Source organism: bacterium (genome assembly GCA_035549195.1).
Lineage (GTDB): Bacteria > Oederibacteriota > Muellerivitia > Muellerivitales > Muellerivitaceae > DASZRK01.
In genome coordinates this window covers 274,144-288,285 of the sequence record DASZRK010000002.1, presented here as the reverse complement: position 1 = coordinate 288,285, position 14,142 = coordinate 274,144, and the positions used below count along the sequence as shown (strand labels likewise).

11 protein-coding genes are annotated in these 14,142 nt (G+C 61.2%); 6 read left to right on the top strand and 5 right to left on the bottom strand.

Annotated elements, in window-relative coordinates:
* The first annotated feature begins 21 nt into the window (after nt 1–21).
* The 5 genes from VHE12_01220 to ccsA all read left to right on the top strand — a co-directional run bounded on the left by VHE12_01220 (nt 22) and on the right by ccsA (nt 6,486).
* Nucleotides 22–921 (top strand): tetratricopeptide repeat protein, encoded by a 900-nt coding sequence (locus tag VHE12_01220; GenBank protein ID HVZ79401.1) that lies wholly within the window; start codon nt 22–24, stop codon nt 919–921.
* 96 nt (nt 922–1,017) lie between these two features.
* On the top strand, nt 1,018–2,043 hold the full coding sequence (locus tag VHE12_01215) for a tetratricopeptide repeat protein (GenBank protein HVZ79400.1): 1,026 nt from the start codon (nt 1,018–1,020) through the stop codon (nt 2,041–2,043).
* Between the two features lie 138 nt (nt 2,044–2,181).
* Nucleotides 2,182–3,201: a tetratricopeptide repeat protein gene (locus tag VHE12_01210; GenBank protein HVZ79399.1), complete on the top strand. Its 1,020-nt coding sequence runs from the start codon at nt 2,182–2,184 to the stop codon at nt 3,199–3,201.
* Between the two features lie 128 nt (nt 3,202–3,329).
* Nucleotides 3,330–4,754, top strand: a complete 1,425-nt coding sequence (locus tag VHE12_01205) for a cytochrome c biogenesis protein ResB (GenBank protein ID HVZ79398.1) — start codon at nt 3,330–3,332, stop codon at nt 4,752–4,754.
* Between the two features lie 109 nt (nt 4,755–4,863).
* Nucleotides 4,864–6,486: a cytochrome c biogenesis protein CcsA gene (gene ccsA, locus VHE12_01200; protein ID HVZ79397.1), complete on the top strand. Its 1,623-nt coding sequence runs from the start codon at nt 4,864–4,866 to the stop codon at nt 6,484–6,486.
* On the opposite strand, the gene VHE12_01195 is transcribed toward ccsA, so the two are convergent.
* From VHE12_01195 to VHE12_01185, 3 genes are read right to left on the bottom strand one after another with little or no spacing between them, the layout of a single operon-like run.
* Nucleotides 6,472–7,992 carry a carboxypeptidase M32 gene (locus VHE12_01195; protein HVZ79396.1) on the bottom strand — a complete coding sequence of 507 codons (1,521 nt, stop codon included), beginning with the start codon at nt 7,990–7,992 and terminating at the stop codon, nt 6,472–6,474. The genes ccsA and VHE12_01195 overlap by 15 nt on opposite strands.
* Nucleotides 7,993–8,013: 21 nt before the next feature.
* Nucleotides 8,014–8,556, bottom strand: a complete 543-nt coding sequence (locus VHE12_01190; GenBank protein HVZ79395.1) for a hypothetical protein — start codon at nt 8,554–8,556, stop codon at nt 8,014–8,016.
* A gap of 43 nt (nt 8,557–8,599) precedes the next feature.
* Complete coding sequence (locus tag VHE12_01185; GenBank protein ID HVZ79394.1) at nt 8,600–9,571, bottom strand: aldo/keto reductase; 972 nt, start codon at nt 9,569–9,571, stop codon at nt 8,600–8,602.
* A gap of 315 nt (nt 9,572–9,886) precedes the next feature.
* On the opposite strand from VHE12_01185, the gene VHE12_01180 reads away from it, so the two are divergent.
* Nucleotides 9,887–10,297, top strand: coding sequence for a response regulator (locus VHE12_01180; GenBank protein ID HVZ79393.1), 411 nt, complete (start codon nt 9,887–9,889; stop codon nt 10,295–10,297).
* A gap of 23 nt (nt 10,298–10,320) precedes the next feature.
* Here the strand turns inward: VHE12_01180 and VHE12_01175 are convergent, their stop codons facing one another.
* Both VHE12_01175 and ppc read right to left on the bottom strand, forming a co-directional pair.
* The gene (locus tag VHE12_01175; protein ID HVZ79392.1) at nt 10,321–11,265 is read right to left on the bottom strand and encodes an L-threonylcarbamoyladenylate synthase; all 945 of its coding nucleotides are present in this window, start codon (nt 11,263–11,265) and stop codon (nt 10,321–10,323) included.
* Nucleotides 11,266–11,290: 25 nt separating this feature from the next.
* Complete coding sequence (ppc, locus tag VHE12_01170) at nt 11,291–14,098, bottom strand: phosphoenolpyruvate carboxylase (protein HVZ79391.1); 2,808 nt, start codon at nt 14,096–14,098, stop codon at nt 11,291–11,293.
* Between the last annotated feature and the right edge of the window lie 44 nt (nt 14,099–14,142).

Below are 14,142 nucleotides of genomic sequence, written 5' to 3'. Positions count from 1 at the left end.
TTTTGAACCAAGGATCAGACCATGAAATTCTTCCGCCCATTTTCGTTTTTTTTAGTCCTACTGGCTTTGCCGGTGCTGGTGCGGGCCCAGGACCAATCCAACGCCTATTACCAAGCGGGCAACGGCCTTTATGCCCAGAAGAACTACGACCAAGCCATCCGTTATTACCAGGCGGCGGTCCAGGTGAACCCCAACTTTTGGCAGGCCGACCAGGGAATGGGGAATTGCTATTACGCCAAGGGGGACAAGGCCAATGCCCTGGCCAGCTATCAAAAGGCCCTGGCGATCAACCCGAACAATCCCCAACTCTCCACCTTCGTCCAATCCCTCCAGGCCGAGGTCGGGGCTGCCCCGGTTTCACCGATGGACGGTACTTCGCCTGCGATGGGGGCGGGCGGTCCTGCCGCCTCCTCGTCCGCGAAGAACCTGGAATTGGATTTCGGAGCAGGTGCAGGGTTGGCCTCCAGCGCTTCGGCAGGCGGAGCAAGTGCTGATTTTGGATTTGGGTTCGGCGGCAAGGCCCGGGGACTTTATCTTCTGCCCGGTGGGTTGGGATTGGGTCTTTCGGCCGATTATTACACCTTTAGCAAGACCCCTCAGGGCTCTACCACATCGTTCTCCTACAATTTCTTGGACCTGACGGCCGCAGTGAAATACAAATTCGATGCGGGAGGGTTCAAGCCCTATGTGACAGGTGGTGTCGGGATGTCCTTCCTTTCCGCTGGAGGTGGGTCGAATTCCCAATCCGAGAGCGATCCGGTCATTCAATTTGGCGGTGGAGCCATGATACCCGGCGGTCCTGACATGGCTTTTTTTGCCGAGGTCAAATATGAGATGGTCATGGTCGGCGGGAAGAATGGCGGCCCCGGCCTGACCTATTCCTTCATCCCCCTCGAGTTTGGCGTCAGCTTCGATATGTAGGACAGGTCCGGGTCCGCGATCTTTTCCTGGACCCGGACAGATTTTGCCGTAAATTTTTTGGTCAAGGTTCCATATCATCCGGTCCGAGGTTCAGTCATGAAGCTATTTCGGGTATTTTTCGCCTCCCTATTGTTTTTAGTCGCGGTTCGGGCCAGTGCCCAAGACCAGTCGAACGCCTATTACCAAGCCGGGAACACTCTCTACGGCCAGAAGAGCTATGACCAAGCCATCCGCTATTACCAGGCGGCGGTCCAAGTGAACCCCAACTTTTGGCAGGCCGACCAGGGAATGGGGAACTGCTATTACGCCAAGGGGGACAAAGCCAACGCCCTGGCGAGCTATCAAAGGGCCTTGGCCATCAACCCGAACAATCCCCAGCTTTCCACTTTCGTCCAATCCCTTCAGGCCCAGATGCCGGCCCAACCCGCCGGGATGGGGAACGACCTGGCGGCGGCTCCCGCCGGGAATCCGGCGGCCCAACCGGCCGCGGTGGCCATGGACCGGAACCTGCCCAAGGAAGGTCATATTGTCCTGGAAGCATCCGAGTGGAGCTGGGCGGGGAGTTGGACGGACATCGAGAAACAAACAGGGGGAGGCACTTTTTCAGGGACCCCCCTTGGGGTAGGCTTGGGGTTGGGTGCGGCCTATGTCTTCTCGCCCAACATTCAGGTCGGGGCCCAACTGCAATTCATGCTCAAACAGCCCGAACAGGTCAACTACGGGACCGTTCAGACCTACACCTTCAATGAGAACCTTTTGGGAGGGGCATTGGAAGGGGAAGGCGTTTTTCCCATCGGCGATGGGATCAATTTCTTCGGCTCCTTGGAAGCCGGGTTCTACACATTGATCGGGTCCACCCTGGCCGGATCCGGGGTGTTCAATGAGACGGGGGACCTTGCCGCCTCGGGCCCCGGAGGGAAGATCAGCGCGGGAGTGGAACTGCTCATGGATCCCAACAAGACCTGGGCCTTGGACATCGCCCTCTGTTATCAAGCCCTTTCCCTTTCCCCGGTCACCGAGACGGTCGGCAGTACCAGTGGCAAGTTGGCCAATGCCGACGGGTCCGATGCCAGCATGGATTTCTCGGGTCCGGGCCTTTCGGTGGGAGTTCGCATCTTTTAGCCTTGGACCGTCCTTGGGTGCTTTTTGATCCCTTGGGCACAATAGGCGACGGGTTTTGCGTATGGAAGTTTTGAATATGGGCGGCCGTAAGCGTTGGTCCTCATGAAGGCCCGGCCGCGATATGGAAAGGTTGGATCATTGAGAACTCCCCAATGGTGTTTCCTGGTCTTGATGTTCTTGTCCGCAGTCCCGGTCCTCGCCCAGGATCCGTCGAACGCCTATTACCAGGCCGGGAACACCCTCTATACCCAGAAAAACTATGACCTGGCCATCCGTTATTACCAGGCGGCCCTCCAAATGAACCCCAACAAATGGGAAGCGGACCAAGGAATGGGCAACTGTTATTACGCCAAAGGGGACAAGGCCGGCGCCTTGGCCAGTTATCAAAGGGCCCTGGCGATCAACCCGAACAATCCCCAGCTTTCCGCTTTTGTCCAAGCCCTCCAGGCCCAACTCCCGCCCCAACCGGCCGGGATGGGGAATGACCTGGCGGCGTCCCCAGCCGGGAATAGGGCGGGGCAACCTGGGGCGGTAGGCCGGAATCCCAACTTGCCTAAGGAGGGAGGATTGGTGATCGAAGGAAATTTGGGAGTTTGGATGGATAGTTGGCAGGATATCCAGGACCTCTATGGAAGCGGGAGCGGGGGGACGCCCACGGGCTTGAAGGTGGACCTGGGTGCTTCCCTGGCCGTAATGCCGAATTTCCAAGTGGGCGTAAGGCTCCACGGTTTGATGAAGCAACCCGAGGAAATCGACGATCTCGGCACCACCATTACTTTTAATGAAACCGCTTTGGGACTGGCCGCGGTCGGCGAGGCCGATATCCCCATCGACAACGGCATCAATTTCCTCGGAAGCCTGGAGTTGGGTTTCTACACCTTGATCGGGAGCAGCGTCACCTCGACGGCCACCAGCAATTCGGACAGTTTGTCCGGGTCCGGTCTGGGCGGTTCCTTGTCCGCGGGAGTGGAACTCCTGATGGATCCCGGCAAGAGCTGGGCGGTGGATCTTTCCCTGGGGTATCAAATGCTCTCGATCTCGCCGGTCACCGCTACGCCAGCCCAAGGGAACGCCTATACCATTCCTAAAGCCGCCGGAGGGGATTGGGCCCTGGATCTTTCAGGTCCCGAACTGACCGTTGGTGTCCGCTTTTTCTAGTCCTTCCTTGTCGTAAGCCTTTCTTCCGCTCCGCGCGTCCAAAACGCGGGACTTTTTTATGTTCCGAACGCCTTGCCCCCCTAAAGCCGGACTTCTAAGATACCGGCTTTGCCCTCACGGAGAGACTTTTGAACCCATTCAAAGAGAACCGGATCCTGCGCTTCCTCGGCTCCGTCCAATTGGCCCTCCCCATGCTCCTGGTCCTGGCCGTCCTTCTGGCGGCGGGCACGATCGTCGAATCCCGCTTCTCCACCGCGGTGGCCAAGCGCTTCGTTTATGGTACCTGGTGGTTCGGGAGTTTCCTGGTCCTCTTGGGCATCAATCTCATCTGTTCGGCCTTCTCCCGGTTCCCCTGGAAAAAATACCAGACGGGTTTCGTGGTGACCCACTTGGGGATCGTCTGCATCCTGGCGGGTTCCTTCGCCACCCAGCAGTGGGGGCTGGACGGCCAGATCGCCCTGCAGGAAGGCGGGGAAGGGCACAGCTTCCAGCAGGACAAGCCCACCCTTTACTACCAATCGGGGGACGGACCGGTCGAGAAGATCCCGGCGGCCTTCCCCTTCCGGGTGCCCGATCCGGACCACCCCTTCCGCACGCAGGTGGAGGGCGGGGGGCTCCTGATGGTCGACCAGTTCTACCTCAATGCCCAAAGGACGACCCAAGGCCGTGCTACCGCGCCCGGCGAAAAGGGATACCCCGCCGTCCACATCCAATTGGACAGTTCCTTCGTTCACCAGGACACCTGGCTCTTCCAGGGCCATCCGGATTACGGCCGGATCGACCTGGGGCCCGCCTCGGTCTATTTCGAGGGCCGTGACGGAAAAAAGGGCGCCCAAGGCCGGGCTGGTCCTTATCCCCCCAATGCCCTGGTGGTCATCCGGGACAAGGACGGATTGAAGTTCAAGACCCGTTTCCACGGCCAGTGGCAGGCCCCTCAAACGGTCCAGCCCGGGCAAGCCTATGCCACCGGATGGATGGACATGCAGTTCCGGGTCCGGGAGTTCCTTCCGTCGGCCCAACCGGAATCGACCTTCCTGCCCTTGCCCCTGGATTCCCAGAAGGACCTGACGCCCGCCCTTCATTATGAGTTCCTGAAGGGGGCCGAACATGAGCAGGGCTGGCTGGGCTACCAGGACCAGCCGGTCTCTTTCCTCCTGCCGGACAAGGGGTATTTTTCCATGGCCTATGGACCCCAAAGGCTGAACCTTCCGTTCGCCATCCACCTGACCCATTTCGAGGTCGGTTTCGACCCGGGGACGGAGAAGGCCGCGTCCTATACCAGCGAGATCAATTACATCGACCCGGAACAAGGCGTGCAGACGCCCTACGTCATCTCCATGAACCATCCCTTGCATTACCAGGGCTATACGGTCTATCAAGCCAGTTATGAGAAGGGCCCCGACGGCAAGTACACCTCGGTCTTTTCCGTGGGGATGGACCCGGGCCTCTGGCTAAAATACGGCGGCGCCCTGGTGATGGTGCTGGGGATCATCCTGATGTTCTGGTTCAAGAACCCCGCGTGGGGAAAGAAGGCGGACGATGTTCAAAATTAAGGCTATCTCACCGCGAAGACATCAAGGTGCGCGGGAAAGAATGGACGGAACCATGGCTGGGGCGACCGAAAGGAGATCCTTGGTTCCTTCGCTCCTTCGTGGCGGATTTGTGCTCGCGCTCCTTTTCTTGGGTCGGGCTTCGGCGGCGGACCTGGATTACCGGACCCTTTCCCTCATCCCCATCCAGGCCGGAGGCCGCGAGAAGCCGCTGGATACCTTCGCCCGGGAAAGCGTGCGGCTGGTCACGGGCCACGAGACCTTCGAGGGCCAAAGTTCCATGGCGGTGATGCTGGATTGGGTCGCCCATCCCAAGGACTGGGAGGAGAAGCCCTTCATCCTCATCGACAACCTGGAACTGAAGGACCTCATCGGCGTCCCCAAGGAGCAGCGCCGGGTAAGTCCCAAGTTCCTGGTGAACCATGAGGGGTTTATCGCCTATGCCAAGAGCAATTTCCTCAAGCAACAGCGGAAGATGACCCTGGACCCCAAGGAAAAAGAGTCCCTCACCGTCTTCGGAAGGCTCCAGCGCTACGAGGACATCAAATCGGGGGAGGCATTGGCCGTCATTCCCGTCCCCGATCCCAAGACCCAGAAGTGGGGGACCTTGGGCGACCTGAACCGCGCCTTTCACCAGGATCCCAGGCATGTCCCGGCGGGGGCCATGACCATCGCCGGCACCTTCGCGGACGTTCTTTCCGACCTGAGCGACAAGGACGCGGCGCGCTTTGCCGCCGACAGCAGGAATCTCGCGGGGGTCCTGGCCCAGTTGGGTGGTGCGGACTATCCGACCCGGGGGGAACTGGCCCGGGAAGTCCATTTCAATGCCTTGAAGCCATTCCAATGGGCCTGGATCATCCATTTGGCGGCCGCCCTCTTGATCGGGGCCTCCTTCCTGCTGGGCATGCCGGTCCTTTTCCGGGCCGGTTTCCTGGCCTTCCTGGGGGGCATCGGCATGAGCGGCTACGGCTTTGTCCTGCGCTGCCTGATCGCGGGCCGGCCCCCGGTCTCCAACATGTACGAATCGCTCATCTGGGTGACCTTCGGCATGACGATCTTCGCGCTCATCTTCGAGCTGGTCTTCAGATCGCGGTACTTCTCCCTGGCGGGCTCCATCCTGGCGGTGGTGGGTTTCGTCCTGGCGGACAATGTCCCGACCGTCCTGGACCCTTCCATCGGGCCCATCGAACCGGTGCTACGAAGCAACTTTTGGCTGACCATCCATGTGCTGACCATCACCTTGAGCTACGCGGCCTTCTTCCTGTCGCTGGGCATCGGGCACGCCTGTCTTTGGACCATCTGGAAGGAAGGGACCGGGGAAAAGCTCAAAGGACAGACCCGGCTTCTTTACCGGGTCGTGCAGGTCGGGGTGGTATTGCTCGCCGCCGGGACCATCCTGGGCGGCGTCTGGGCCAATTATTCCTGGGGCCGGTTCTGGGGCTGGGACCCGAAGGAGACCTGGGCCCTGATCGCCCTTTTGGGCTATGTGGCCATCCTGCACGGACGCCTGGCGGGCTGGCTGAAAGAGGTGGGGTTCACCATCGGCGTGGTGTCGGCCTTCCTCGGGGTGCTCATGGCCTGGTACGGGGTGAATTTCGTGCTGGGGGTCGGCCTTCACAGCTACGGCTTCTCCAAGGGCGGCCTGCCCTATGTCATCACCTTCGTGGTGGTCGAGATCGTCCTGGTGACGATGGTGGGGCTGAGGGCCAAGGCGTCGGGATCAAAACCCGTATAAACCGCCGAACTTTTTCCCGAGATGATCCAAAAAGAAGTCGCTGGTCAGGTCCTGGCCGGTGACCTTCTTGCAAAGGTCCCCCGCCCGATAGGTCTGTCCCAGGGCGTGGATCTTCTTGTTCAACCAGCCCTTCAAGGGGGCGAAGTCGCCTTTTTCGAACTTGGCGTCCAAACCGCCCAGTTCCTTGTCGGCGGCCGCGAAGAATTGGGCCGAGTAGAGGTTCCCGAGGGTGTAGGTGGGGAAGTACCCGAAGCTCCCGTGGCTCCAATGCACATCCTGCAGGCATCCCAAGGCGTCCGTCGGCGGCGTCACTCCCAGGTAGTTCCTCATGGCCTCGTTCCAGGCGGCGGGGATGTCCGCGGTCTTGAGCTTTCCCCCGATGAGCCCCACCTCGATGTCATAGCGAAGGCAGATGTGCAGGTTGTAGGTCACCTCGTCGGATTCGGTGCGGATGAAGGAAGGCGCCGAGTGGTTGATGGCGAAGTGGAAGGCTTCCACGGTCAGGTCGTCGAAGGTGCCCGGGAAAGCCTTCTTCAACCGGGGGAAGAAATGTTTCCAGAAAGGCAGGCTGCGGCCCACCAGGTTCTCCCAGAGGCGCGATTGGGACTCATGGATCCCCAGGGAGACGGCCGAGGCGCGGGGGGTCCCGTAGAGTTCCATCGAGGAAGGCAGGTTCTGGTCATAGATGCCATGGCCGCCCTCGTGCAGGGTGCTGAAGAAGGCGTTCTCGAAGTTGGTCTCCTCGAATCGGGTGGTGATCCGGGTATCCCCGGGCCCCAGGCCGGTGGTGAAAGGATGGGCGGACACGTCGATGCGGCCCCTTTCGAAGTCGAACCCGATCCCCTCGGAAAGTTCCCGACAGAAGGCCTGCTGGGCGGGGATGGGGCAGGGACGCTTGAGGATGGAAAGGTCGGGTTTTTTCTTGGAATTCCCGATCTTCTGCACCAGGTCGGAGAGCTTCTTCTTCAAGGGCGGGAAGAGCCTGTCCAGTTCCTCCGTGGTCAGGCCGGGTTCGTAATCCTCCAAGAGGGCATCGTAGGGGTGCTTTTCATAGCCGTAGCACTTGGCCTGTTCCTGGCAGAGGGGAATGATCTTGTCGAGCCAGGGCTGGAAGCGCTTGAATTCGTTCTTCTTGCGGGCCTCGACCCATTCCACCTGGGCCTGGGAGGTGACCCGGGTCATCTCCTCCACCAGCCGTTGGGGGAGCTTGGTGGACCGTTCATAGGACTTCTTCCATTCCCTTAAGTTCACCGCGCTGTTGCTTTCCGGGTTCCCGGTCATTTCTTTGGAGGAGGAAGCCTGGGCGATCCATTCCCCGACCTTCGGATCGGTGAATTTGGCGTGGATCATGCCCGCCAGAAGGGAAAGTTGTTCCGCCCGGTAGGGGGCGTTGGCCCCGGGCATATAGACCTCCTGGTCCCATCCCAGGACCCCGGCGGTGTTGCCCAAGAGGGCGATCTCCTTCATGCGGTCCAGCAGTTGTTCATAAGCTTTCGATGCGTCCATGGCGGCTCCCGGAAAAAGGTCTTAAAGGTCTTCGCTCAAACCCAAGGTCAGGGGAACATCCTGTTGGGTCAGGTTCTTATAGAAAAGGAGGTCATAACGGGATTCCAGGAAAAGATGTTCCCCCGGATGAAGGTCGAACTCGAAGCCCACCCCGAAGACCGCGGCCGGGGAGGAGGTGCTGTAACCCGACGGACTCTGGACCTGGACGTCATAGCCGGGACCGGCCAGGATGTAGGGATGGACGCCTTCGGCGCTGTTGCGCCAGCGAAGCTCCAGGGAGAGCCGCGTATCCACGGTGGCGGAACCGCCCCCGGTGAACAGGGCCGGGTTCAAGCTCAACTGGAGGGAGAAGCTATTGTCCAATTGGCAGCCGCCCGCCAGGAGGGCTTGGCCGCCAAGCGGATAATCGAGGGCCCAATCCTGGACGGGACAGGTGATGCCCCATCCTTCGCTCAGGTACCATTTCGAATGGTTGGAAGGAGAGGGGGCGTCCGATTGGCAAAAGCCGACTGTCGTGAAGGATAGCAGGACTAGCAGTGCATGGAGCGGAACCTTGGTCTTCATATTCATCCTTTCCTATTTGATGATGGGATTATAACCTCTGCGACTATTTCGAGAATGTTTCCCGGATGAAATCCAGGTCCCCGGGGGCCAAGGGTTGGTCCCAACCGGCGAGGTTCACCTGGACCTGCCCCAGGTTCCGGAAACCCGGGATGACGCAAGCCACCACGGGGTTGGCGAGCAGGTACTGCAAGGCCACCCGGGCCAGGGACTTCACGTCACCGCCGAACCTTTCCTTCAATCGCTCGATCTTGGGGCCCACTTTCAAGAGCTCCTCGGTGGTGAAACGCTTGTCGCCCAGCCGGTGGTCGCCCGCCTCGAACTTGGGCGGAGCCTTGGGGTCGAACTTGCCCAGGAGGATGCCCTGGTTCAGGGGCGAGAAGGCCACGAAGCTCATTCCTTTTTCGTCCATCAGCCGCCGCACCGGGCCCCCCTCTTGGATGAACTGGTCGTCCATGATGTGGGCCCAGCTCTGGAGCACATCGGGTTGGACCTTCGGGACCAGGCGCGTGAAATCGGCGCTGGAATAGGCGGACTGGCCGATGAGGCGGATCTTGCCCTCGGTCTTGAGCTTGCGCATGACCGCCACGGCCTCGTCCAGGTACCGATCGTCCTTCCCGAAGTCCCCGTGATGGAAATAGTAAAGGTCGATCACGTCCCGTTTCAGGTTGAGAAGGGATTGCTCGCATTGGTGGCGGATGTGGGCCGGCTCGTAGGCGTGCTCGGCGGTGCCGGGGAACCAGCCGACCTTGGTGGCGATGGAGACCTTCTTCGAACGGTCGCCTAGGATGCGGGAAAGCATCCGTTCGGCCCGGCCGTTGCCGTAGACGTCGGCGTTGTCGAAATGATTGACCCCTTGGTCCAGGGCGTGGTCGATGGCCCTTTTGACCTCGGCCTCATCCACGTTGGCCCAGCCGTTCTGGACCCCATCCACCCAATTGAGCCCGCCCAGGGTCCAACAGCCCAGGCTGATCTCGGAGACTTCCAGGCCGGAGCGGCCCAATTTCCTGTATTTCATTCGGTCCCCTATTCGTGAATTTTCAAAGTTCAAGCCGGTAAGATTTTAACCATAAGCTCCTCTGGGGCCACCAGGTCCACCCAGAAAAAGCCGGGACAAAACGAAAGGAAAGGCCTTTTTTGTGTTCCGAGTGCCTTGCGAAGCGACCCGATGTGAAGCGGACCGGTATGGGTTTGGGAAAGGGTGGGAACGGTGGGTCTTCTTTACCCATTTTCGCCGATGTTCACGGCAAAAATAGCCTGATTTTCCGGGTTCTCCCCTGGCACGTGCGTTGCCTGAAAGGTTGGGGTGGACATCACTCCTAAGGAGAATCAAATGCAACGCAACGATTTCAAGATCCTGATCGCCGAAGACGACCCGGGGGCCCGAAAACTTTATGAGAAGACCTTCCGCCAGGAAGGCTACGAGGTGGTCCTGGTCGCTTCGGGCAGCGAGATGATGGCCGAATTGGACGAACAGCGGTTCGACCTGCTCATCACCGACCTCAAATTGGACGGGATGAGCGCTTTGGAGGTCCTCCCCCACATCCGCCAACGAAATTCCAACATGCCGATCATCGTGGTCTCGGGTTACTACGTGAACCTATTGGAGGAATTCCACCAGAAGGGGTTCAACGTGGACCTGTTCCTGCACAAACCCCTGGGGCTTTCCGACCTGAAGGCGGCGGTTCGCCGCATCCTGGGATTGCCCCTGGAAGAGACCTCCCGGGGCGGGGCGGCTTCCTGATGGGGCCGGTCTTCTGGCCCGAGCTAGGCGACCGGAGGTTTGTGGGCGGCCCGTTGGAGGCGGTCATTGATCGCCCGGCCCAGGCCCTCGTCCGGCACCGGGAAAGCCTCGATGCGGTCCAGGCTCCGGTCGTCCAGGCGGCGCAAGGCGGCGAAGAGGCCGGCGGCGGCTTCCCGAAGGTCTCCTTTGGCCGAGAGGACCTCGACGGCCTGGTAGGCCCCGGGGTTCCCCGGTTCCTTCAGCCCCAGGTATCCGGCCTTGCCGCCGGTGAGGCGGGTCTGGGGCCCCAGGACGAGCAACGTCCGTGGAGCGTAATGGCTCTCCAATTGTCCCGGCGCCAAGGGCTTCTCGCCCGCCTGGGTCTGGACCGTCAAAGGACCTATGAGGGCCTCGATCTCCTCCAAAGGCACACCGCCCGGGCGTAAGAGCGCCGCTTTATTCCCCGCCAACGAGATGATGGTCGACTCCACCCCGACTTCACAGGCGCCCCCGTCCAGGACCAGGTCCACCTTGTTCCCCAAGGAACGGCGGACGTGTTCGGCGGTCGTGGGGCTCACTTGCCCGAAAAGATTGGCGCTGGGCGCGGCGATCGGGCGGCCCGACTCCCGGATCAATTGAAGGGCCAGCGGATGACGGGGAACGCGGATGGCCACGTTGGGCATGGAGGAGGTCACCAGGTCGGGCACCAGGTCCGATTTGGGGAGCACCAAGGTCAGGGGACCCGGCCAGAAGCGTCCGGCCAGCTTGAGGGCGGCCGCAGGCAAGGACTTCACCAGGATCTCGGCCTGGCGCAGGTCGGCCACGTGCACGATGAGCGGATCGAATTGGGGGCGGTTCTTGGCCTCGAAGATCCGGGCCACCGCCAAGGGGTTCAGGGCGTCGGCGCCCAAGCCGTAGACGGTCTCGGTGGGGAAGGCCACCAACCCACCTTCCTGGATGATCTCCGCGGCTTTTTCGATCTCGATCATGGGACCTCGGGAAACTTCGAAAGGATCAGCCGGTGTTCTTGAGGCCCGCGGCGATGCCGTTGATGGTCATCAGGATGGCCTCTTCCAGTTCCCGGCGTTGGGCCTCGTCGGGTTGGGCCCGGAAGCGGCGGATCAGCTCGATCTGGATGAAGCTCAAGGGGTCGATATAGGGGTTACGGCGCTTGATGGATTCCAGGAGCGTCGGGTCCTTCTCCAACAGTTCGTTCACCTGGGCGATCTTCCGGATGGCATCGACCGAACGATCGTACTCCGCCTTCAGTTTCCCATAGACCGAGGCCCCCAGGGCCGGGTCGGGGCAGAGGGCGGCATAGCGCCGGGCGATGTCCAGGTCGGCCTTGAAGAGGATCATCTGGGCGTTGTCCAGCACGGTCTGAAAGAAGGGCCATTGGGCGTACATCTCCCTTAAGGTGGCCAAGCCCTTTTCGGTGTCGGTCCTGAGGAACTCCTCGATGGCGCTGCCCACCCCATACCAGCCCGGAAGGGTGGTGCGCGTCTGCATCCAGGAAAAGACCCAGGGAATGGCCCGCAAGGCCTCGATGCCCCGGTCCTGGTTGCGGCTGGAGGGGCGGCTGCCGATGCGGTGGCGGCTGATCTCCTCAATGGGGGTGGCGGAGCGGAAATATTCCACGAAGCGCGGATCACCGTAGACCAGGGCATGGTAGGCGGTGAAGGAGGAGCGGGAGAGCTTCTCCATGATCTGCTTCCACTCGGTCTTGGGGATGACCTCCCGGGTGGGGAAGGACGCCCGAAGGATGGCGTTGGTGATCTGTTCCAGGTGGCGGCGGGCGGTGACGGGCTCGCCGTAATGGTCGCTGATGACCTCGCCTTGTTCGGTGATCTTGATGCGGCCCTTCACGGTGCCCGGGGGCTGGGCCAGGATGGCCTGGCTGGCGGGTCCGCCGCCGCGGCCGATACTGCCGCCCCGGCCGTGGAAGAGGCGAAGGGCGATGCCGTTGCTATCGGCCATGCGGGCCAGGTCCACCTGGGCCTTGTAGAGCGCCCAATTGGCGGAGAGATAGCCGCTTTCCTTGTTCGAATCACTATAGCCCAGCATGATCTCCTGCAAATCCCCGCGCAGCTTCAGGTGGGCCCGGTAGGAATCGTTCTTGAGGAGGCGTTCGAACATGTCCGCCGACCGGCGCAGGTCGTCCCCGGTCTCGAAAAGAGGCACGATGTTGATGTGGCTGTAGTGGTCCTTGCGATAAAGGCCCGCCTCCCGCAGGAAAAGGAGGACGGCCAGGACGTCCGAGACGCCGTGGGTCATGGAGATGACGTAGGTGTTGATGGCCCGGGGGTTGAGGCGTTCCTGGATGGTGGCCATGGCCTGGAAGGTCTCCAGGGTCTCGGTGGTCTCGGGACCGTATTCGGGTTTGTGGGGGACGAGGGGGCGTTCGTCGTGCAAGAGGGCCTCCAGGATGGCCAAGCGCCTCTCTTCGGGCAGGGTCTCGTAATCGGGGGTCACACCGACGCCCTTCAGGATCTCGTTCAGGGCCTGGGTGTGCCGGCTGGAATGCTGGCGGATATCGAGCGTCGCCAGGCGGAACCCGAAGACCTGGACGTTCTGGCGCACTTTGGCCAGGAAACCGTCGGCCAGGATGGCGCCCTTGTGGGCCCTTAGGGAGGCGTCCATGACGGCCAGGTCGGCCAGGAACTGGTCGGCGCTTTCGTACCAGCTCCCCGGCGCCACCGGTTCGGCCTGGGCGGCCTCATTGGGGAAGGCTTCGGCCCGGGCGAGGGAGGCGATCAGCTTCTGGTGGATGTAATTGCATTTCTGCCGGTAGCGTTCGTGCGGGATGTGAAGGGAGAGTTGTTCGGCCAACTCGGGGAAAAGGGCCTCGTCCTTGGCGATGGAGGCGGCCAGGTCGTTGCTGATCGGCGTCTGTTTGTCCGAGGTGCTCAGCCGCGAGCTCAATTCCTCCACGGCGCGGATATGGGCCTTGAGGGCGGTGATGCGGAGCAACCGCACGGCCTCGAGGGTGATCTGGGGCGTCACGAAGGGGTTGCCGTCCCGGTCCCCGCCCACCCAGGACCCGAAGCGAAGGATCGGCGGCACCGTCCAGGGGGTCTTGGGGAATTCCCTCTTCAAGGACAATTCCAGGTCCCGGTAGAGGGAGGGGATGGCCTGCCAGAGGTTCTGCTCGAAGTAATAAAGGTAGCTCTTCACCTCGTCCAACACCGTCAACTTGACCTGACGGACCTCGTCGGACTGCCAAATGGCCACGATCTCCTCCAGGATTCCCTTGTGCAGGTCGTCCTTCTCGTCCTCAGTGAGGCGGGCCATGGCCAGGCGCAAGGCCCGGGCATAGATGCGGCGCAGTTTGGTGAGGGTGGTGCGGCGTTTGGACTCGGTGGGATGGGCGGTGAAGACCATGTGGATGCGGGCCTGGTCCAAAAGGGCCTGGATCTTGCGGGGCGTCACGCCCTGCTCCCTCAGGGCCGCCACGGCGTCGGGAATGGACCCGGGCCGGTGGGAGCCCGGTGGAAGGGGCTCTTGGAGCGAATGGATCAGGTCGATCTTCTCGGCCAGGTTGATGAGCCCGAAGAAATGGGTGAAGGCCTTGATGAGAAGGGTGAGATCGTCCACGGGCAGCTTGGCGATGATCCCGGCCAGTTCCTCCGCCACCTTTTCGTCGGAGGTGACGCGGAAGTTCTTGGCCAGCTGGCGGACCTTCTCGACCAACTCGAGGGCTTCGGGGCCTTCCTGGTAGGAAATGACGCGGCCCAGGGTGCTGGCCAGGTCGTTGACCAAGGTCGGCAGGGAATAGGGGTCGTTGACCTGCCCATCCGTCGGGTTGTTGTCTTCTCGGAACATGGAAGTTACCTAAAGTCCTTTGAGCGACGGGACAAAGGTAAAAG

Bases quoted from the DNA above. Each gene is read 5' to 3' on its own strand.
- VHE12_01220 (HVZ79401.1), top strand. From the start codon at position 22: ATGAAATTCTTCCGCCCATTTTCGTTTTTTTTAGTCCTACTGGCTTTG.
- VHE12_01215 (HVZ79400.1), top strand. From the start codon at position 1,018: ATGAAGCTATTTCGGGTATTTTTCGCCTCCCTATTGTTTTTAGTCGCG.
- VHE12_01195 (HVZ79396.1), bottom strand. From the start codon at position 7,992: ATGGACGCATCGAAAGCTTATGAACAACTGCTGGACCGCATGAAGGAG.
- VHE12_01190 (HVZ79395.1), bottom strand. From the start codon at position 8,556: ATGAAGACCAAGGTTCCGCTCCATGCACTGCTAGTCCTGCTATCCTTC.
- VHE12_01185 (HVZ79394.1), bottom strand. From the start codon at position 9,571: ATGAAATACAGGAAATTGGGCCGCTCCGGCCTGGAAGTCTCCGAGATC.
- VHE12_01180 (HVZ79393.1), top strand. From the start codon at position 9,887: ATGCAACGCAACGATTTCAAGATCCTGATCGCCGAAGACGACCCGGGG.
- VHE12_01175 (HVZ79392.1), bottom strand. From the start codon at position 11,265: ATGATCGAGATCGAAAAAGCCGCGGAGATCATCCAGGAAGGTGGGTTG.
- ppc (HVZ79391.1), bottom strand. From the start codon at position 14,098: ATGTTCCGAGAAGACAACAACCCGACGGATGGGCAGGTCAACGACCCC.